This is a genomic window from Elusimicrobiota bacterium, assembly GCA_016182905.1.
In the GTDB taxonomy this organism is placed as follows: Bacteria; Elusimicrobiota; Elusimicrobia; order UBA1565; family UBA9628; genus GWA2-66-18.
In genome coordinates this window covers 1-19615 of record JACPFR010000050.1, presented here as the reverse complement: position 1 = coordinate 19615, position 19615 = coordinate 1, and the positions used below count along the sequence as shown (strand labels likewise).

General features: G+C 68.8%; 21 protein-coding genes. 10 read left to right on the top strand and 11 right to left on the bottom strand.

All coding sequences use genetic code 11. The annotated features are described in order from the left end of the window. The first annotated feature begins 106 nt into the window (after window positions 1-106). Window positions 107-2176, top strand: a complete 2070-nt coding sequence (locus HYV14_14925) for a hypothetical protein (GenBank protein MBI2387284.1) — start codon at window positions 107-109, stop codon at window positions 2174-2176. Further along, window positions 2173-2664 carry a hypothetical protein gene (locus HYV14_14920; GenBank protein MBI2387283.1) on the top strand — a complete coding sequence of 164 codons (492 nt, stop codon included), beginning with the start codon at window positions 2173-2175 and terminating at the stop codon, window positions 2662-2664. Before HYV14_14925 ends, HYV14_14920 begins: the two co-directional genes overlap by 4 nt. Window positions 2665-2670: 6 nt before the next feature. Here the strand turns inward: HYV14_14920 and tdh are convergent, their stop codons facing one another. After that, the gene (gene tdh / locus HYV14_14915; GenBank protein MBI2387282.1) at window positions 2671-3693 is read right to left on the bottom strand and encodes an L-threonine 3-dehydrogenase; all 1023 of its coding nucleotides are present in this window, start codon (window positions 3691-3693) and stop codon (window positions 2671-2673) included. After that, window positions 3690-4532 (bottom strand): proline dehydrogenase family protein, encoded by an 843-nt coding sequence (locus HYV14_14910; GenBank protein MBI2387281.1) that lies wholly within the window; start codon window positions 4530-4532, stop codon window positions 3690-3692. The genes tdh and HYV14_14910 overlap by 4 nt, the downstream gene beginning before the upstream one ends. A gap of 108 nt (window positions 4533-4640) precedes the next feature. Here HYV14_14910 and HYV14_14905 point away from each other — a divergent pair, with 108 nt between their 5' ends. Beyond that, on the top strand, window positions 4641-5039 hold the full coding sequence (locus HYV14_14905; GenBank protein ID MBI2387280.1) for an aspartyl protease family protein: 399 nt from the start codon (window positions 4641-4643) through the stop codon (window positions 5037-5039). On the opposite strand, the gene HYV14_14900 is transcribed toward HYV14_14905, so the two are convergent. The 5 genes from HYV14_14900 to HYV14_14880 form a co-directional block, all read right to left on the bottom strand. After that, on the bottom strand, window positions 5019-5387 hold the full coding sequence (locus tag HYV14_14900) for a DUF423 domain-containing protein (GenBank protein ID MBI2387279.1): 369 nt from the start codon (window positions 5385-5387) through the stop codon (window positions 5019-5021). The genes HYV14_14905 and HYV14_14900 overlap by 21 nt on opposite strands. Before the next feature lie 18 nt (window positions 5388-5405). Beyond that, a complete protein-coding gene (locus tag HYV14_14895; GenBank protein MBI2387278.1) occupies window positions 5406-6302 on the bottom strand; it encodes a HEAT repeat domain-containing protein in 897 nt (298 codons plus the stop codon). Window positions 6303-6375: 73 nt separating this feature from the next. Further along, the gene (locus tag HYV14_14890) at window positions 6376-7287 is read right to left on the bottom strand and encodes an RluA family pseudouridine synthase (protein ID MBI2387277.1); all 912 of its coding nucleotides are present in this window, start codon (window positions 7285-7287) and stop codon (window positions 6376-6378) included. Then, window positions 7284-8021: a prolipoprotein diacylglyceryl transferase gene (locus tag HYV14_14885; GenBank protein MBI2387276.1), complete on the bottom strand. Its 738-nt coding sequence runs from the start codon at window positions 8019-8021 to the stop codon at window positions 7284-7286. Before HYV14_14885 ends, HYV14_14890 begins: the two co-directional genes overlap by 4 nt. Beyond that, window positions 8003-8767 carry a prolipoprotein diacylglyceryl transferase gene (locus HYV14_14880; GenBank protein ID MBI2387275.1) on the bottom strand — a complete coding sequence of 255 codons (765 nt, stop codon included), beginning with the start codon at window positions 8765-8767 and terminating at the stop codon, window positions 8003-8005. Before HYV14_14880 ends, HYV14_14885 begins: the two co-directional genes overlap by 19 nt. 140 nt (window positions 8768-8907) lie before the next feature. Between HYV14_14880 and HYV14_14875 the strand changes: the two genes are divergently transcribed. The 3 genes from HYV14_14875 (at window position 8908) to HYV14_14865 (ending at window position 12020) form a co-directional block, all read left to right on the top strand. Beyond that, the gene (locus HYV14_14875) at window positions 8908-9555 is read left to right on the top strand and encodes a hypothetical protein (GenBank protein MBI2387274.1); all 648 of its coding nucleotides are present in this window, start codon (window positions 8908-8910) and stop codon (window positions 9553-9555) included. Between the two features lie 27 nt (window positions 9556-9582). Continuing rightward, window positions 9583-10629, top strand: a complete 1047-nt coding sequence (locus tag HYV14_14870) for a hypothetical protein (GenBank protein MBI2387273.1) — start codon at window positions 9583-9585, stop codon at window positions 10627-10629. Between the two features lie 233 nt (window positions 10630-10862). Next, window positions 10863-12020, top strand: coding sequence for an ATP-binding protein (locus tag HYV14_14865; protein ID MBI2387272.1), 1158 nt, complete (start codon window positions 10863-10865; stop codon window positions 12018-12020). Here the strand turns inward: HYV14_14865 and HYV14_14860 are convergent. Genes HYV14_14860 through HYV14_14850 form a run of 3 tightly spaced genes read right to left on the bottom strand, consistent with a single transcriptional unit; the run spans window position 12017 to window position 15101 of the window. Continuing rightward, window positions 12017-12328, bottom strand: a complete 312-nt coding sequence (locus HYV14_14860) for a septum formation initiator family protein (protein MBI2387271.1) — start codon at window positions 12326-12328, stop codon at window positions 12017-12019. The genes HYV14_14865 and HYV14_14860 overlap by 4 nt on opposite strands. Further along, entirely contained in the window at window positions 12325-13620 is a 1296-nt protein-coding gene (eno, locus tag HYV14_14855; protein ID MBI2387270.1) for a phosphopyruvate hydratase, read from the bottom strand. The genes HYV14_14860 and eno overlap by 4 nt, the downstream gene beginning before the upstream one ends. 2 nt (window positions 13621-13622) lie before the next feature. Further along, window positions 13623-15101, bottom strand: coding sequence for a phosphoglucomutase/phosphomannomutase family protein (locus HYV14_14850; protein MBI2387269.1), 1479 nt, complete (start codon window positions 15099-15101; stop codon window positions 13623-13625). Between the two features lie 188 nt (window positions 15102-15289). Here HYV14_14850 and HYV14_14845 point away from each other — a divergent pair, with 188 nt between their 5' ends. Both HYV14_14845 and HYV14_14840 read left to right on the top strand, forming a co-directional pair. Next, a complete protein-coding gene (locus tag HYV14_14845) occupies window positions 15290-16528 on the top strand; it encodes a hypothetical protein (protein ID MBI2387268.1) in 1239 nt (412 codons plus the stop codon). Window positions 16529-16614: 86 nt separating this feature from the next. Then, the gene (locus HYV14_14840) at window positions 16615-16977 is read left to right on the top strand and encodes a hypothetical protein (GenBank protein ID MBI2387267.1); all 363 of its coding nucleotides are present in this window, start codon (window positions 16615-16617) and stop codon (window positions 16975-16977) included. Window positions 16978-16984: 7 nt separating this feature from the next. Here the strand turns inward: HYV14_14840 and HYV14_14835 are convergent, their stop codons facing one another. Continuing rightward, window positions 16985-17899, bottom strand: a complete 915-nt coding sequence (locus HYV14_14835) for an alpha/beta hydrolase (GenBank protein ID MBI2387266.1) — start codon at window positions 17897-17899, stop codon at window positions 16985-16987. 128 nt (window positions 17900-18027) lie between these two features. Here HYV14_14835 and HYV14_14830 point away from each other — a divergent pair, with 128 nt between their 5' ends. After that, a complete protein-coding gene (locus HYV14_14830) occupies window positions 18028-18444 on the top strand; it encodes a hypothetical protein (GenBank protein ID MBI2387265.1) in 417 nt (138 codons plus the stop codon). Window positions 18445-18641: 197 nt separating this feature from the next. Next, a complete protein-coding gene (locus HYV14_14825; protein ID MBI2387264.1) occupies window positions 18642-19343 on the top strand; it encodes a class I SAM-dependent methyltransferase in 702 nt (233 codons plus the stop codon). Window positions 19344-19615 lie beyond the last annotated feature (272 nt).

Genomic DNA, 19615 nt, shown 5'->3' with positions numbered 1-19615 from the left:
ATAGACGATTTTCCGCGCCCGAGAAGGGGCACGGGCCGCGGGTGAAGGGATCTCCCTCCAGAAAAAAGACATTGAAAGAACTCGGTTCCCGACCTATACTGGACCCATGCGCGCGCTGGCACCCCTCCCGGCGTTCCTCCTGCTCGCCGCCTCGGCGGCGGCCTGCCCGTTCGGCTACCCCGGGCATATCCACGCCAGCGCCGGCGCCCCCGGGCCCGCCGTCGCCATGCCCGAGGGACGCTGCACGGGGCACGCGTCCGCCGCCCCCCCGGCTCCCATCCCCGCCGGAGGGCCCCCCTTAGACCTGCGCGCGGAGCCCATCCCGGACAAGGAGCGCGTGTACTGGGAGATGATCGGCTACCGCATCGACGACAGGGCGGGCCGCCTCATCGACCCCGCCGGCGTCGTGGTCAGCCGGGCGCACATGGACGCCCTGCACAGGCCCTTCGACGCGGCGACCGAGCAGCTCGACGCCTCGGTGTGGCAGGGCTTCGTGTACGCGGGCTACCGCCTCGACGAGGCGACCTGCCGCCTGATGGGGCCGGACGCCAAGCCCCTGGACACCGTCACGCTGATGGTCTGGCGTGAGACGAACCGCCGCGGTCAGGCGCACATGGCCATGGAGACGCTCCTGGGCAAGCTCGAGGGGCTCGACGCGTCGCGGCCCGTGCCGGAGGACGTGCGCAAGCACATGCTGGCGCTGGCGCAGGCGGGCACCGTCCTCCCCCCGAGGATCCGGGAGCTCCTCAAGCGCGCCGGGACGACGGTCGGGCAGCTGCGCGCGCCCGCGACGGTCTCCTACGCTGATTCGACGAGGTTCTTCGACGGCCAGCGAGCCTTCACCGACTTCGTCTCGGCCGCGATCCCCGGCTCGGGCCCCGGGGTCGCCGCGCGCCGCAAGGGCATCCCGGACCCCGACGAGCGCAAGCTCGGCGCCGCGCTCAGCGCCGCCTTCAACGCCGAGATGATGAAGACCGCGCCGGGGCGCGAGCTTCTCGCCCGTTTCCGCGGACGCAACGGCCTGCGGCTTCCCGACGTCATGGTCCTCAAGCTCACGCAAAGCCCCAACGACCCGAACGCCCCCGGCGCGCAGTACGACGTCACCGGCGACCGCATGGTCATCAACCACTGGGTCATCGTGAGGGCCATGCACGCCCGGCTGTCCCCGGAGAAGTTCGCCAGGATCAAGGACCGGCTCGCCGACGCGAAGCAGGTCTCCAAGCTCCTCGCCGAGGACCCGTCCTTGCTGCCCTTGTTCGTCGACAGCCTCGACGTCATGTACTTCCACGAGCTGACCCACGCCGCGCAGTCGCGGCGCAACCGCATCGACGACGAGGCCATCCGCGGCAACCTTCCGGCGGCCAACCCGCTCGCCAAGGAGCACGAGGCCCATCGCGAGCATTGCCGCTACACGCTCTCGAAGAGCCCTGACGCGATCGACCGCAACCCCTGGCGGGACTATTGCCTGAAGCTGATCTACGACCCGGCGGCGTTCAAGGACGACGTCACGCGGACGTACCTCTCCACCTTCTCGGGCAGCGCGAAGCTCGACGACGTCGCGGCGCGCCAGGCGGTGCGCCGGCGGACGGCGCGCTCGCTCCAGGCCGGCGGCGGGGTCCGGGACTGGATCGAGCAGAGGCTCAAGCTGGCCGGCTTCGACCTGGGCGACGCGGAGCTGCGGTCCTACCGGGCCGAGGTCGACAAGCGCGAGCGGGATTTCCTCGCGACGGTGCCCGCCCTGCGGCGCGAGGCGGGAACGAGGCTCGTCTCCTACTACGAGAGGACCGGCGCCGCCGACCGGGCGCTGACGGCGGCGCTGAGCCTGCCCCCGGGCACGCTCGACGGCGGCGAGGAGCGTCTCGACGCGCTGGCCGGCAAGGCCGCCGCCTGGGTCGCCGCCGCCGAAGGCCCCGCGCTGCGCGACGCGCGCCTCGCGGCCGGGGGCCAGGTCATCAGCCGGCTCCACTTCAGGAAACGCCCGGTGCCGCCCTCGCTGGCCGCCGCCTACGAGCGAGACGCCCGCTCGATCGCCGAGGAGCTCCTCGCCAAGGCCCTCAAGCTCCCGCGCGAGCGCGCGGAGCTGCTCGACCGCGCCGACGGGTGGGCCAACGTCCTGCGCGAACCCGGAGACCTCCCCGCCCGCATCCGCAGAGCGCGCGCGGCTAAAACAAAATGAGATTGATACTGATCGCCGTCCTCGCCGCCGCCGCCTGCTCGCGCCCCGCGCCCGACGCGCCGGCCGAGTACCGTCCCGACGACGACAGCTTCACCGCGACCTTGCCGGGCGGCTGGAAGGTGGACGACTCCCCGGCCGAGACGCGCAAAGCGGCCTTCTTCGGCCCCCCCTCCGGGCCCGGCGCCTTCACCGAGATGATCCGCGTGTCGCTGCACCCCGCGACGACGCCCGAGGCCTACCGCGCCGCGCGCCCGGGCCTGCCCACGCCGCTGAGGGAGACCGCGGCCGGAGGGGCGAGGGCCTGGGAGTTCCTGAGCGACTCCGAGTTCCCGGACCCGCACGGCGGGGTCAAGAAGCTCTCCTCGCGCGTCGTGTCGCTGCCGACCCCGCGCGGGCTGTTCGTCCTCGAGCACACCTGGCCCGCCGGCGCGCCCTCGGGCCGCCCAGCCTTCGAGGAGCTGCTGCGCACCTTCAAGCCGAAGCCGTAGCCCGGCCTAAGGGACGAAGACGACCTTGCCGCAGTCGCGGTCGGGAGAGGTCATCGCCGCGAAGCCCGCCGCGAAGTCCTTCAGCGGGAAGGTGTGCGTGACCACGGGCCTCAGGTCGACGGCGCCGGAGCGCAGCAGGCGGTCCGCCTTGTACCACGTCTCGAAGATCTCGCGGCCGACGATGCCGTGCACGCGCACGCCTTTGAAGATGAGGTCGTTCGCCCAGTCCAATTCGACCTTCTTCGAGGGGATGCCGAACGCGGTGATGCGGCCGCCGCTGCGCACGCACTTGAAGGCCTGGGTGATGGCGGCCTGGGCGCCGGACATCTCGCAGACGACGTCGTAGCCGTCCTTCACCTTGCCGGCCTTGACCGGGTCCTCGCCGGGGGCGACGACGGTCGTGGCCCCCATGCGCAGCGCCAGCTCCGCGCGGTACTTCGAGCCCTCCACCGCGACGATGCGGTCGGCGCCCGAGGCCTTCGCCACGGCGATCGAGAACAGCCCCTGCGGGCCGCAGCCCATCACGAGCACCGACTTGGCGGCGACGGGCTCGACGAGCACGGAGTAAACGGCGTTGCCGAACGGCTCGAACAGCGAGCCCATGTCGCGCAAGGAGTCGTCGCTGTGCTTCCACGCGCAGCGCGCGGGCACGGCCGCGTACTCGCCGAAGCCGCCGGGGCCGTCCACGCCGATGATCTTCATCTCGCGGCAGACGTGGCGCTGGCCGTTCTGGCACTGGTAGCAGAGCCCGCAGAAGATGTGGCTCTCGACGGAGACGAAGTCCCCCTTCTTGAAGTCGCGCGCGGACGCGCCGACCTCGGCGATCGTGCCGCAGAACTCGTGGCCGAAGGTGCTCGGGGTTTTGAATCGTTCAGGCGCCCACGAATTCCAGCCGTAGATGGGCAGGTCGGAGCCGCAGATGGAGGCCCGGTGCACCTTGACCAGCACCTCGTCGGGCTTGATGCGCAGGTCGTCGGTCGTCTCGAAGGCCGCGCCGGGGGCGGGCGTCTTTTTCAATAGGGCTTTCATTCGAAGAAATTCCTCGCCACGAACAGCAGGTTCTCCTTGCGCTCGCGGATGCGCCGGTAGAAGTACGGGAACCAATGGCTGCCGTACGGGACGTAGATGCGCACCGTGTGGCCCGCCTCGCGCAGCTCCCGCGCGCGCTTGCCGCGGATGCCGTACAGCATCTGCAGCTCGTAGTCGGACTTGACCAGGCCGGCCGCGTCGAAGGCCTTCAGCGCCGCCTCGATGCGCGCGTCGTCGTGCGTGGCCATGGCGGGGATCGGGGCTTTCGCCAGGATCGCCGCGCAGCGGTCGTAGCTCGCGTCCACCTCCCTCTTGTCCTGGAAGGCGACGGAGGCGGGCTCCTTGTAGGCGCCCTTGCATAGGCGCACGCGCGCCTTGCGCTCGACGGCGTCCCTGCAGTCAGCCTCGGTGCGGCGCAGCATCGACTGGAGCACGATCCCGACGCCGGGGTGCTTCTCGTGCATGGCGTAGAAGATGTCGAGCGTCTTCTGCGTCCACTGCGAGCCTTCCATGTCGATGCGCACGAAGGTCTTCAGGCGCTCCGCCTCGGTGACGATGCGGTGGAGGCTGTCGGTCGCGAGCTTCTCGTCGAAAGCGAGCCCGAGTTGGGTGAGCTTCAGCGAGATGTTGGCGTCCACGCTGGACTCGGCGAGGCGGCGCAGCATCGTCAGGTTCTCCTCGGCGGCGGCGAGCGCGTGCTTCTCGTCGAGGCTGTCCTCGCCCAGGTTGTCGAGCGTGGCCTTGAGGCCGTCGGCGTTCAGCGCGCGCACGGCCTCGATCGCGTCGGAGATGTCGTCGCCCGCGACGAAACGCGAGGCGAGGAAGGTCAATGCTCTCATCGCCGCGATTCTAGCATTCCCGCCGGGCTGATGGAACAAAAGCGGCGGCTCGATCGTATGGTAGAGGCGCCCCTGGCGAAAATAAAACGGCGGCGCTACAATGGAGGCATGAAACCGCGCATGGGAACGTTCTTTACGGAGTGCGTCGTCTCGAACCAGGTCGCCAGGGAGCGGAGGACGCCCCGCCGGCTCCTCGTGGACACGGGCAGCGAGCTCACCTGGATCGACTCTCAAGCGCTCCGGGACATCGGCGTGACGCCGGAGAAGACCGAGTTGTTCGAGTTGGCGGACGGCAAGACGGTGAGCCGCGAGGTCGGCTTCGCGCTGATCAACACGGCGGGCCGGACCACGACCGACGAGGTCGTGTTCGCCCTGGAGGGCGACCTTCAGCTCCTCGGCGCGCGCTCCTTGGAGGGCCTCAATCTGGCCGTGGATCCCGCCCGCAAGCGCCTGGTCGCCGCCGGCCCGCTGCCCGCCGCCGCCGCGCTACAGGCCGAGCCGGTCTAGGACCGACGACGGGCCCGGCGTCCGGTCGAACAGGACGATCAGCCAGCCGATCAGGAACAGGACCCCGCCGATCGGCGTGACGGCCCCCCACTTCCGGCCCCCCGTCAGCGCCAGGAGGTAGAGGCTGCCGGAGAACAGGGCGATGCCGGCGGTGAAGCACCAGGCGGCCTTGGACGGACCGCGCAATGACGCGAGCAGCAGCAGGGCCAGCGCGTGGTAGACCTGATAGCGCACGCCGGTCTCGAAGACCGCGAGCATGTCCGGCGTGAGCTTCGCCTTCAGCGCGTGCGCGCCGAACGCGCCCAGGCCGACGGCGAGGAACATCAGGCCCGCGCCCAGGCGGGTCATCACGGCGGCGGTCACCGGCTACTCCGCGTCGAGCGGGTCGTACACCATGACCCCGTTCTGGTCGCGGCGGACCAGGTGGAAGTAGGTCAGCAGCTCCTCGGCCCGCGGGTTGCCGAGCGCGACGATCGCCGCCGAGCGCATCCGCGGGTCGCGGTCGCGCGTCGCGATCTCCTCGAGGAGGTCCTTCTGGCTCGAGGTGACGCGGTTGGAGTGCAGCAGGATCGCGGCCTTGCGCGCGGACGCGGGCGTGCCCGTGTCGCGCGCCAGGTCGTAGGCGAGGTCGCGGACCTCGCTGTATCCCATCAGGCCGTAGGAGCTCTTGAGCGCCTCCGCGCGGGCCGCCTCGCTCGAGTCGCGCTTGGCGATGTCGAGGAGCTGGTCCTTGACCCGGCTGTCGTTGGCGCCGAACAGCGCCCAGATCGCGGCGAGGCGCACGGACGGCTCGCTCTCGCGGCGAGCGGCGTCGAGGACGTCGTCGCGCACGTCGGAGCGCTGCGCGACCATCCAGAACAGGGCCTTGTAGGAGACCGCGCGCAGGCCGGCGTCGCTCCCGCGGCGGGCGTAGTCGAGCAGGGCCTGGTGGATCTCGCTGTTGCCGGAGACGACGGAGAGGGTCTTCGCGGCCTCGCGACGGACGGCGAGGTCCTCGGCGGAGCTCTTGTACACGTCGAGGACGCGGTCGCGCGTGCTCGAGCGCTGGGCCACCCAGGCCTTCAGAGAGCGCACGGCCTGGCGGCGCACCTCGGGGTCGGAGTCGCGCAGCAGGTCGAGAAGGGTGTCCACCTCGTTCCACGAGGCGGTCTTGAACGCGGCGCCCAGCTCGGCGCGGACGCCGGCGGCGGCGGAGAAGAAGGAGGCGTCGGACGACGGCGCGGCGGACGCGGCGAGGGCGGCGGCAACCAGCCAGGTGGTCATTATCATAATCTGGATTCTGCCAAAGCCCCCGCCCGAAAACAAGACCCGCGTGGGCCCATTTTCCGTCGTATTTTCAGCGCATGGACTTCCAGAACTTCTGGAAGTCGGCGGGCGGCGGCGCCTCGAACCGCGCCGGGCGCCCGGTGAACGGGTGCTCGAAGGCGATGCGATAGGCGTGCAGCATCAGGCGGGGCGCGGCGGGCACGCCCTTGCGGTCGAACTCGCTGTCCCCCATCACGGGATGGCCGATATGGGCCAGGTGGGCGCGGATCTGATGGGTGCGGCCGGTGAGCGGCTTCGCCTCGACGAGGCAGGCGGCCTTCTTCTTGGTGACGACGCGGAAGCCGGTCTCGGCGGGCTTGCCCAGCGGCGTGACGACGATCTGGCGCTGGCCCGGCTCGCGGCCGATGGGCGCCGACACGCGCGAGGTCGGCGGCGGGACGCCGCGCACGATCGCGCGGTAGGTCTTGTCCATGTACCGCTCCTTGAACATGTCGGTGATCGCCGCGTAGGTCTCCGGGTCCTTCGCGACGAGGAGCACGCCGCTCGTCGGGCGGTCGAGGCGGTGGACGATGCCGCAGCGGGGCGTGCCCGCCTTCAGGATCGCGGGACGATGCACCTGGAGCTCGGCGGCGAGGTTGGTCTCGCGCCCGGCGCGCGCGGCCTCGGGGCTTTTCAGCCACGAGTCCCCTAACGGATGCATCAGCAGGCCCGTGGGCTTATTGAGGACGAGCAGGCGCTTGTCCTCGAAGATCACCCAGGACTCGAAATCGTCGGAGGAGGCGGAAGCCGTCTCCGGCAGCTCGACCTCGATCTTCTGCCCCTCGAGGATGGGCTCGTCGGCGTCGACGACCTTGCCGTCCACCGTGACCATGCCGCGCTCGATCATGTCCTTGAGGAAGGCCCGGCTGAAGCCGGTGAGGTTCTTGGCGAGGAACGCGTCCAGGCGGGGCAGGTCGTTCTCGACGATCAGGCGTTTCTTCATGCGGGTTTTCTCCGGGAAGCGAGGGCAGCGCAGGTCGCCCCGGCGGCCGCGAGCGCGACCCACTGCGACGGCGACAGGCCGAGGACGAAGGCGCCGCGGTCGTCGCCGCGCAGGAACTCGACGGCGAAGCGCAGGGCGGCGTAGCCTATGATGTAGGACGCGAGGCCGGCGCCCTCCCGCCAGCGCTCGTCCGCGACCCGCGGCAGGACGAAGCGGGCGAGGACGCCGAACAGGGCCAGATTCAGGACCGCCTCGTACACCTGGGTCGGATGGCGGGAGGGGTCGCCCGCCATGGAGATCCCCCAGGGCAGGTCGGTGTGGCGGCCGTAGCAGCAGCCCGCGGCGAGGCAGCCGAACCGTCCGATGCCGTGTCCGAGCGCGAGCGCGGTCATGCACCAGTCCGCGAGCTTGAGGAACGGGAGCCCGCGCCTCCAGGCGTGGTAGAACCCCGCCGCGAGGCCGCCGATCAGGCCGCCGTAGAACACGAAGCCGTAGCGCAGGGCCTCGACCGTGAACGCGAACGAGCCGGGCGTCACGAGGAAGTACATGATCTTGCCGCCGACGAAGGCGCCGCCGAACACCCAGTAGACGATGTCCCAGATCTGGTTCTCGCTCAGGCCCATGTCCGCGCGGCGGGAGACGAGCCAGCGCACGCCCAGGAACCAGCCGAGCGCGACGAGCACGCCGTAGGTCGAGACCTCGACCGGCCCGAGCGTCAGCAGGACGGGGAGCATCGGCTCCTCCAGGCCAGTATGGCCGCGGAAGCGGCGAGCAGGCCCGCGCCGAGCGCCTGGCCCTGCGTGAGAGGCCCGAGGAACGGCAAGGTGTCGCCGCGCAGGAACTCGAGGGAGGAGCGCATGATCCCGTAGGCGGCGAAATGGCCGGCCGCGACGAGCCCGGGCTCGACCTTGCCCTTCTCGGTCGCGAGCAGGACGCGGTAGAGGATCGCCGCGACGATCAGGTCCCCCGCCGCCTCGTACAGCTGGACCGGGTGGAGGCGGACGCCGAGCAACTCCGGCGGGACCATCGAGCGGGGGTCGCGGAAGGTCACGCCCCACGGGAGGCTCGTCGGCTGGCCCTGGCAGCAGCCGGCGAGGAAGCAGCCGAGGCGGCCGAACGCGTGCCAGAACAGGGCGGTGAGGAACATGTAGTCGGCGAGCTTGAGCACCGGGATCTTTTTCCAGAGCGCGAAGCCCGCGACCGCGAGCGGCACGCTGACGAAGCCGCCGAACGCGGAGTAGCCGTTCATCAGGGACAGGCCGGGGCGGACGCCGTACTGGAGCATGAAGAGGAGCTTGCCGCCGAGGAAGCCCGACAGCACGGCGAGGTTGATCAGCGCCCAGAAGGACTCCTCGTCGCGCAGGCCCATCTTCTCGCGGCGCAGCCACAGCAGCCGCGCGCCGATCACGCCCCCGAGGGTGATCGCGGCCCCGTAGCCGTACAGCTTGAAGGGGCCGAACGCCAGGAGGACGGGGCACATGGGCCTATTGTAGCCCATATCTCTCCGCGGCGGCTTCGCGCGCGGCGATCCATTTCTCATTAACGGTATTTTTGACCCGTTGACCGGCCCAAGGGCCGCCCCTAATACTGATACGTCTCGTCAAAAAATCAGGAGAAAACATGCTCAAAAATCTGGCGGTCGCCTTGATTCTGGCGCAGTTCGCGTCTTTCGCGGCAGCGCAGGCCGACGAGGAGGAGGCTTCCGAGGGGGCCCAAGCCGAAGACGAAGTGAAAGCCCCCGAACCGGAGGCTATACGGCCGCCCGCTCAAGCGGACTCAGGCGGAGCCGGGCTCCAGATGCGGGGAAGAAGGGAGACAAACAGACCCAACACGGACTTCTCATCCACCGGCAGCGGCGGTTCGGCCTCAGGGGTGGGTCAGGCCGTCGAGGGCGCCCGGAATGCCGGACGGGCCCCCGGCGGCCGGGATTGTTCCCAGGCCGCGGCCCGGGCCGCCGACATCAAAAAGCAGCTCGCCCTCGCCAGAATCGCCAGTCACGATCTCGAAACAGAATGGCAGTTGAGGAGAGCGCTGGCGCACCACGCGATCAGCCGGTATCTCTACGAAAATCCCAGCGCATGCGCGTACCAAGAGGCGTTGGCGGCACATGAGGAGGCCGAGGAGGCGTGGCATAGGTACACCAACTCAACGCGAAGCGCGCTGCCCGGCCATGCCCCGATTTGCCCGCCTGGGAAGGTCCCGAAGGAAAAAAACTGGTGGCGCAATCATAAAAAATATAAAGGTGGACACTGTCGCGGCGCCTATTAGTACTACTGTGTCCCGGCCGGAGAAACCATGCTCAAGAATCTCGCCGTCGCCCTGACGCTGACTTTCGTCGCGGCGCTCGCCGGAGCGCAACCTCAGACCACTCAGCATTACGAGACCGCGGATGAAGGCGAACCGTCCGAGGATGTCGAGGAGCCTCAGGCCCAGCCTCCCGAGCCCGCTCCGCGCCCCGAGCGTCCCGCCCGCCCCATTTTTAGCGGCCGCCCCTCCGCCGCGAGCGCCCGGACGCAATCTTCCGGGAACGCGGCTCAGGGCGGCGGCGCGAGCGCCGATCCGACCTCCTCGGATTCCTGCGCCGCCGTAGCCTGTTCGGAAGATTTTCCTCTCAAGGATTCGAGCGGCCGCTGCTACCACTGGGCCGGGGCAAGCTGTCGGCAGCTATGCTTAAATGGAGACACTAACAACTGCCTCCGGCCGGGCTATTCCGAGGGAGAATGCTTGTGCTCATATCCCGTCGATTTCTCTCCCGCTTACGAAGAGGAATGCATCGGGAATCCCCAAAAGGTTTTTCAGCCCGGGAAGGGCGCCTGCACGCCTTCAAACGGCGATCGGGCCCCGAGCGGCGGGGCGAGAAAGCCGGAAGACCCGTCTGCGGGCTCGAATACCGCGGCCAATTGTCCGGCGCCGCCGGCCGGAACATTGCTGTACAGCACCGCTCAGCGGGATAACTATACCCCGCGCAACTTCCATTATGCCTTCAACACTCCCGGCATGCCGCTGGATAGCAAGGTGCTGGCGGGCAAGCCCAAAGCCTACGCATTCGTCAACAAGTATACGCCGGCGTCCAAGAGAGGAGGTCGCGTCGCTACTGAGGATGGCAACCGTGGCAGCGGCCTCAAGGACATGGCGATCAGCGAGTGTCCGGGACAATTCTCGGGCGTGCCGGCCGGATGCGCCGTCTCGAGAACGCTCACCGGAGGAGTGTACTGGACATACGACGGCAGCAAGTACGCGAAAATGTTCAATGCATGCAGGATCGAACCCGGCCGGACGTATTACCTCAACATCCGCACCTCGGGCATTCCAGAAGCGGGCTTCCTGCTCTACATCCAATAAACAAGCATCCTGGTACATGAACGGGACCGCCTAGGCCCACTCCCGATCTTTTTCACAGAGCTAGGGCGCTTGATCATTCGAGCGCGCGCAGCGCGTCGTGCGCGAGGCGCAGGTCGCCGGGGCGCAGAGCCGCTCGAGCATGACTATACGCAGGTTTATCGAAACATGCACATTACTCTGCGTCAAGGCCTTCCTTGTATATTGAAAATCCGGTTGCAAAGACCGAATTTTCAATGTACACTTTCCTTGTGATCCAGCGCCGCCGGCATCTCCAGGCCGTGCAGTCCCTGCTGTCCAGGAACCCCGTGGTCGCCATCCTGGGCGCTCGTCAGGTCGGTAAAACCACTTTGGCCAAGGAGGCTCGCCTCGCCGGCCGCGGTCCGGCCGCGTGGTTCGATCTCGAGGACCCGGCCCATCTGGGGCGTCTGGCCGACCCCATGCTCGCCTTGCGCGGGCTGCGCGGACTGGTCGTGATCGACGAGGTCCAGAGGCTCCCCGGGCTGTTCCCGATCCTGCGCGTGCTCGCCGACCGTCCGGGCCGGCCCGCGAAGTTCCTTCTGCTGGGAAGCGCCTCGCCCGACCTCAAACGGCAAGGCTCGGAGTCCCTGGCGGGGCGGATCGCACATCACATCCTCCCGCCGTTGGGTTTGGACGAGGCGGGACTTTCCTCGTTGGAGCGACTCTGGGTGCGGGGCGGGTTTCCCCGGGCCTTTCTCGCCCGCTCGGAGGCGGCCAGCGTCGAGTGGCGCCGGGAGTTCATATCCGCATTCCTCGAACGAGACCTGCCCCAGCTTGGGTTCGGCCTGCCGGCGCGTACGATGCATCGTTTTTGGACCATGCTGGCCCATTACCACGGCCAGATCTGGAATGCCTCGGAGTTCGCCCGCTCCTTCGGGGTCGCCGATACGACCGTGCGGAATTATCTCGACGCCCTCTCCGCGACTTTTCTCGTGCGCCAGCTCCAGCCATGGCACGAGAACCTCGCTAAGCGGCAGGTGAAGTCTCCGAAAGTCTATCTATCGGACAGCGGCCTCCTGCACGCTTTGCTCGGCATAGAGAGCAAGGGAGCGCTCGAGAGCCACCCTCGGCTCGGCGCTTCCTGGGAGGGCTTCGCCTTGGAAACGGCGATCCGGACTTTGGGCGCGAGGCCCGAGGAGTGCTATTTCTGGGCGACGCATGCCGGGGCTGAGCTCGACCTTCTGGTCGTCAAAGGGGGAAAACGCTTTGGTTTTGAGTTCAAGCGGACCGAGGCGCCCGCCCTCACTCCCTCCATGAAGATCGCGCTTAAGGATTTAAAGCTCCACCGGCTCGACGTGGTCCATGCCGGGCAGGAGACCTTCCCCCTCGCGGAAAAGGTGCGAGCGATCCCGTTGGACCAGGTTCGCCTCTAGCGCTTCTTTTGCGGCGGCGGGAAGCGGTACTCGATCTCGCCCTTCTTGATGTAGCCGAGCTCGCGGCGGGCGAGGCGCTCGACGGGGCCGTCCCCGGAGCGCAGGGCCTTGAGGCGGCCGTCGAGCTCCTTCTCCTCGGCCTGGAGCGCGACGATCTCCTTGTTGAGGCGGCGCAGCTCGAGCCAGTTGCGCGTCAGCGAGCGGAAGCCGCCGTTGCCGAAGAACACGAAGATCAGCGCGGCGCCCGTCAGCAGCCGGCCCCAGTGCGCGCGGACGAAAGCGGACGCGCGCCGGGCCCGGTCCTTCACCGCGCTCCGGCCGTGGCCGCGAACGCGGAGCCGCCCGCGTAGCTGGCCTTCTTGCCCAGGGCCGCCTCGATCTGCAGGAGGCGGTTGTACTTGGCCAGGCGCTCGGAGCGGCACGGCGCGCCGGTCTTGATGGCGCCCGCGTTGAGGGCGACGGCGAGGTCCGCGATGAACGCGTCCTCGGTCTCCCCGCTCCGATGGGAGATGACCGTCGAGAACCCGGCATTCTGCGCGTCGGTGACGGCTTTGACCGTCTCGGTGATCGTGCCGATCTGGTTGAGCTTGATGAGGATGGCGTTGGCCGCCTTCTCCTTGATGCCGCGCGCCAGGAACTCCGGGTTGGTGACGAACAGGTCGTCGCCGATCAGACGGAAGCGGTCGCCGAGCTTGGCCGTCATCGCCGCCCAGCCGGACCAGTCGTTCTCGTCCAGGGGATCCTCGATGGAGACGATGCCGTGCTTGGCCGCCCAGCCGGCGTACACCTCGGCGATCTCGACGCTGCTCAGGGCCTTGCCCTCGAGGACGTACTTGCCGTCCTTGTGGTACTCGCTGGCCGCGCAGTCGAGCGCCAGGCGCACCTTGCCCTCGTAGCCGCCTTCCTTGATCGACGCCGCGAGGATCTCGAGGACCTCGAGGTGGGTCTTCAGGCGCGGGGCGAAGCCGCCCTCGTCGCCGACCGCGGTCGTCATCTTGAGCGCGGCGAGCTTCTTCTTGAGGATCTGGTAGATCTCCGCGCCGGCGCGCAGGGCGTCGGCGAAGGTCGGGGCGTCGACCGGGACGATCATGAACTCCTGAACGTCGAGGCCGCTGTCGGCGTGCTTGCCGCCGTTGACGACGTTGAGCATCGGCGCGGGCAGTAGCCACTTGTCGGACGTGATGCCGTAGGCCTGGCGGAGGAAGGCGTACAGCGGCGTCTTGGCGGAGGCGGCCGCGGCGCGGGCCGTCGCCATGGAGACCGCGAGTATGGCGTTGGCGCCCAGACGTCCCTTGTTCGGGGTGCCGTCGAGCGCGATCATCACGGCGTCGAGGCCGGCCAGGTCGGAGGCCTCGCGGCCCTTCACGGCCTTGGCGAGCTCGCCGTTGGCGTTGGCCACGGCCTTGAGGACGCCCTTGCCGAAGTAGCGGGCCTTGTCGCCGTCGCGCAGCTCGACGGCCTCGTGCTCGCCGGTGGACGCGCCCGAGGGCACGCCCGCCCAGCCGACGGACCCGTCCGAAAGGACGACCTCGACCCCGACGGTCGGGAAGCCCCGGCTGTCCAGTATCTCTTGAGCGCGAACGGATTCGATTTTAGCCATGTTTAGAATTTCCCCGACAGCATTTTTTTGCCGGCGTCGATCATCTCCGCCAGGCGCTTGGGCGTGTGCGCCTCGGCGTACACGCGGAAGACCGGCTCGGTGCCGGAGCTGCGCAGGCCGAGCCAGGCCCCGTCGCGCAGGATGAACTTGAAGCCGTCGGCCTGGTCGATGCGCCAGACCGAGGACCCCGCGAGCTCGAGCGGCGGCTTCGTCTTCAGCCGCGCCTCGAGCTCGATGATGTCGCGCAGGCGGTCCATCTTGTAGTTGAGGCGGGCGCCGTGGAAGGCGCCAAGGCCCTTGAACAGCCGGTCGCGCACCGTCGTCAGCGGCTTCTTCTCGAAGGCGACGAGCTCGAGCATCAGGACGCAGGCGAGGATGCCGTCTTTTTCAGGAACATGCCCGCGGATCGAGAGGCCGCCGGATTCCTCGCCGGCGATCAGGAAGGGCCCCGAGCGCAGCAGCTCGCCGAGGTACTTGAAGCCGACCGGCGTCTCGCGCGTCTCCGAGCCGTGGGACTTGGCCACGGCGTCGATGAAGTGGGAAGTCATGACCGAGCGCGCGGCCTTGCCCTTCAGGCCGCGGTTGACGACGAGGTGCTCGTAGGCGAGCGCGATGACCTCGTTCGGCTGGATCCAGACGCCGCCCGCGTCGATGATGCCGAAGCGGTCGCCGTCGCCGTCGCAGGCGAGGCCGAGGTGGAGCTTCTGCTTCTTGACCTGCTCGGCGAGGTCCGCCGTGGACTCGGGCGTCGGCTCGGGCGAGATGCCGCCGAGCAGGACGTCGCGGTCCTCGTTGCGCGCGAAGACTTCCACGCCCAGGCGCTCCTCCAGGAACGCGCGCAGGTACAGGCGCGCGGAGCCGTGCATCGCGTCGACGCCGACCTTGAGCTTGGCCTTCTTGATGGCCTTGACGTCGAGCAGGCTCTCGAGCTGGTCGAAGTAGGACTTCCGGAAGTCGACCTTGTCGACCCAGGCCTCGCGGGTCGACCGCTCGTCCGTCATCGTCTTGATCGCGTGGTCGCCGAGGAGCTCGATGCGGCGCTCCAGGTCGTTGGTCACGTTCGGGGAGGCCGAGCCGCCCCAGTAGGGCATCCACTTGAAGCCGTTGTACTGGGCGGGGTTATGGGAGGCGGTGATCATCACGCCGCCGACGGCCCTGTTGGCGAGCACGGCCCAGGCGACGGCCGGCGTCGGCAGGTCGGCGGAGGCGAGCAAGGTCCGGATGCCGTCGTTGGCGAACACCGCGGCGACCTCGTGCGCGAAATCCTCGGACTGGAAGCGGGTGTCGTAGCCCACGACGACGGTCGGCACGCGGGAGGGCGCCGTCCCCGCCAGGAACTGGCGGTAATCGTCGCTGTTGTAGCCGACCTCGGTGCTCTCCTTCACGCACCCAGCCACGCTGTGGGCGACCTTGCGAACGTTCTGGAACGTGAAGTCGTCCGAAACGACGCCGCGCCACCCGGAAGTGCCGAATCTGATCATTGATCCCCTTGAGCCGTTTGAATCGTGGGCGGCATATTAGGATAAGCGCGGCCAAAGGTCAATGACCCTGTTACGGCAGAGCCGTTCTGGGTCTTAGGACCCATTGACGCCTGGGCCCTTAGGCCTATGGCGCGAAGGGGCCCCCGGGGCTATGCTGTGGGGGTCGCAGGAAAGAACGGAGAATCCGTATGAAAACCCCGAACCCCCTCGCCGCCGCGCTGCTCCTGATCGCCGCCTCCGCCGCGGCCCAGCCCTTCTCCGCGGGCGCCGGAACCGGCTTCACCATGCCCGCCGGCAACTCGAGCCCCTTCCTGCTCGCCCCCGGCGCCGGCCCGATCGACGAGATGGTCTTCAAGTGCGGCACCGTGCCCTACGTCGCCTGCACCGCCGCCCAGTTGAACCTCCGCGAGGCCGTGCGCACCTCCGGGAAGTGCCCCCAGCCGGCGATCCCGTCCTGCGTCGACTACCTGATGAGGAACGCCGGCACGGCGCCGATCCAGCTGCTCGGGAATCAGGCCAACCCGTCCACGGCGAACGACGAGTTTTTCAAGAAGTGCGGGACCGTTCCCTACCGCCTGTGCACGTCCGAGGAGGAGGCGCAGAAGGCCGCGTGGGAGAAGGAGCAGGCGAAGCGCGCCGCCGAGTCCGGCCTCCCCTATGACAAGCAGCCCGGCTTCATCGGCCCGCCCGCGCCTCCCATCAACGCCTCCAACAGCGTCGGCATGTTCAGCGACCCGCCGGCGTTCTCCCCGGCCGAGTTCCAGAAGGAGATGGCCGACGCGCGCAGCGATAATCCCTATCCCGTCATCGACCTCGGCGACAACCGCTACGGGATCGTGACGCCGGACGGAGAGGTCCAGGTCTGCGGCAAGGGCCTCTGCGCCGGCACCCGCGCCCCCGGCGAGATCCCGGACTTCCATGACAAGGTCCAGATGGCCCGCGCCGAGAGCGCCGGCTTCACCGGGTCCTCCGGCGGCGGCCAGGCGGGCCGGAACGCCCCCGCCACCCCCGGCATCAACAACGCCGGACAGACCGGCTCTCCGAACCAGGCCGCCGACCAGACCAACCCCTCCGACGAGGCGAAAGGCATGGGCCGCCAGGCCGCCGCCGACTCCGCGGCCGTGTCCGGGGCCTCGGGCTCCCCCTCCGGCACGGGAGGCTCGATCGCGTCCAACGGCTCCTCCTCCGGCGGCGCCACCGCCGAGCAGGTCATCAAGACCAAGGCGGCCTCGCTCGGCAGCATCGAGATCACCTACACGCGCCTGCAGAAGACCGAGGACGACATCAAGGGCGCGGCCGGGGCCTTCAGCAGCGGCCAGATGACCGGCTTCGCGTCGCCGAACGCGCCGTCCGCCTCCGGCCGGCTGGCCGAGCCGCCCGTGGACGAGAAGTACCTGGGCAAGATCCAGGCGTCCTCGAACGAGTAGCCTAGGTCCATGGGCCTAGGCCCTCCCGGGCCCTAGGACACTGAGCGTCGAAGCCCTTTCCCGCTATCCTCTTAGTAGGAAAGGACATGGGAACCAAGCTCATGACGGCGATGTTCGCGGCGCTGCTGACGATGGCGGCGCTGTCCGCCTCGGCGGAGGTCACCAGCCCCACGGTCACCCACGACCCCCTGATGCGTCAGATCATGAGTCATCAGCTCACCATGCCCGCCGGCGGCGTCACCGGCTCCACGCGCCTCGGCTCCGGCCAGGCGATCACGATCAGCCTCGTCGACCCGCTCGCCCCCCTCAAGCCCGTCGCGGGCCTCGCCGAGAAGACCGCCGAAAAGCCCGCCAAGGCGAAGGCCGCCCGCAAGGTCCGCCGCGCCGACGAGCAGCTCCGGAAGATGTCGGACGAGAAGCGCGCGGCCGACTGGTCCGGCCGAAAGTAGCCGGCGCCTAGAGCTTCGCGCCGAACAACGCCCGCGAGACGCTCTCCGGGCACTCCTGCTGGGGCAGATGGCCGCATCCCGGAACCAGCTCCACGCGCGAGCCGCGCACGCCCTTGCGGAAGCGCTCGGCGAACTCCGCGGGCAGGACGCCGTCGGCGCTCCCCCACAGGATGACCGTGTCGGCCTTCACGTCCTTGAGGCGGGAGTCGAGGACGTCCTCGAGCTTGAGCGCCTCCAGGATCGCGCGCGTGGGCCGCGCGCGGATGGACGCCACGGCCGCGGGCCAGGCCCGATCCGGCACCGCCCGGGGCTTGCCGTAGGCCTTGGCGTTGAAGGCCTTCATCGCCGGGATCGTCGGGTCCGCCAGGACCTTCGCCGCCTCGAGAGAGCGCGCGGTCGGGTCGCTGAGCCCCGCCGCGTTGACGAGCACGAGGCGGCGCACGCCCTGGGGCCAGTCCACGGCGAGCCAGCCCGAGATCCAGCCGCCGAGGCTGTTGCCCGCCACGGTCCATTCCGGGCAGCGCGGCTCGAGCGCGGCGCGCAGCACGCGCGCCTGCGCCCGGATGCCGTAGTCGGCCGCGGGCGCCGAGCCGTCCGTCCCGGGCATGTCCACCGCGAGCAGCATGATCCCCTCGGGGGGAAGCGTCGCGCCGCCGCGGCCGAGCATGGTCTTGTCCCAGGTCATCGCCGAGTCGCCCATCCCGTGGACGAGCGCCACGCAGCGGCACGGCGCCCCGGGGCGGCAGGAGCTCAGCTCATAGGCGAGCAGCGGCCCGGCGGGCACGCGCTGGGCGCCGCCCCGCCGCAGCGCCAGCCGGCGCAGCGCCATGTGCGTCTGGAACGGGGCGAAGGAGACCGCGGCCGCGAAGACAGCGGCGGCGCACAGGACGCCGAGCAGCCCCGCGACGATCGCGCGCTTCATCCGACGATCATAACAAACGATAATCTTGGTGTCAGGCATTCCGCTTTTTTCAGTTTTCCGCGCGAGCGGGGCGAAAACTGAAAAAAGCGGAATGCCTGACACCGATTCAGCTTGTTAGAATAGCGGGCATGACGAAGAGCGCCGAGCTGGTGTCGCGCTGCGCGCTGGCCAAGCCGGCGGCCGGAGCCTGCTCCTGGTGCGCGCAGGCGCTGCCCGCGGCTCGGCGCATGTGGTGCCGGGACCGCTGCGCGACGGCGTTCTGGAAGAACCACTGGTGGCCGCGCGCGCGGCGCGCGGCGAAACGGCGGGACAAGTACGCCTGCGTGCGCTGCGGCGGCGGCCGCCCGCTCGAGGTCAACCACATCGCGCCCTGCCTCGGCGCGCACGGCGAGATCAGCTGCGCCCATCACCTCGTCAACCTCGAGACCTTATGCGTGCCCTGCCACCGGGCCCACACGGCGTCAGCGGTCGGCGTCCCGAAGCCCGTGAGGGCCGACGACGACCGAGGCGAAAAAGATCATGAGCGCGGCCTGCCACAGGCCTGAGAACCGGCTCGTCCATCCGTGCATGGGAACCTCCCGTATCCGCGAGCACAGCCTAGCGCGTAACGCCCCCCCGCTCCATGCCCGCGCTGTGACGCTTTGGTCCCATTTTTTACTGCTAGACTTGAGCCATCGATAAGCACGCCCTCTACGCCGCCGCCGTCCAGCAGCCCGACGCCGACGTCCGCTTCTTCCGGGAGATGTACCGGGAGCTGAAAGGCCGGGGGCCCAAGCTCCTGCGCGAGGACTTCTGCGGGACCTTCGGCGTGTGCTGCGAGTGGGTCAAGCTCGGCCCCGGCTACCGCGCCTACGGGCGCGACCTCGGCGCGAAGCCGATCGCGTACGGAAAGAGGTATTTCCTGTCCCGGCTGGCGCCCGAGCAGAGGCGGCGCGTCGCGATCGAGCGCAAAGACGTCCTCGCGCCCGGCGGGCCGAAGAGCGACCTGATCATGGCGATGAACTTCTCCTACTTCATCTTCAAGGAGCGCGCGGCGCTCAAGGCCTACTTCAAGAACTGCTTCCGCAACCTCCGCCGCGGCGGCGTGCTGGCGATGGACTGCTTCGGCGGAGGCGGCGTCCACCGGCCGAACAAGGAGAGCACGGTCCACCCCCGCTTCACCTACTACTGGGAGCAGTACGACTACGACCCGGTGCACAACACGGCCCGCTGCGCGATGCACTTCAAGCCCAAGGGCGGGCGGAAGATGCTGGACGTCTTCACCTACGATTGGCGCGTCTGGACCGTCGCCGAGATCCGCGAGCTGCTGGCCGAGGCGGGGTTCCGGAGGTCGCACGTCTACTGGGAAGGCGACGACGGGAGGCGGGGCAACGGCAAGTTCGCCCGAGACGAGAACGGCGGCCGCGAGGAGATCTGGATCGCGATGATCGCGGCCGAGAAGTAGCGACCGGCTGTCCTTGATCCAAATCTTGCATTAGGAACTAGGTTGGGATCGGCCATGGCGCCTTAAAGGCGTTGATGCTGGCGAATAATCCGTCGAACCAAGCCCGGCGTTGCCGCGGCAAACTGATCCGTTGGACCTTCTTTCGGCCATTTCGTCCGACCCAGCTTCCTAATGCAAAGCATTGGAAGCGCATCGTGGAAAGGCGAACCGCTTTCGGCGCTTTTAGTAACGCCTGCCGGAACACGCTCATCAAATTGTAGGCCAACATCACG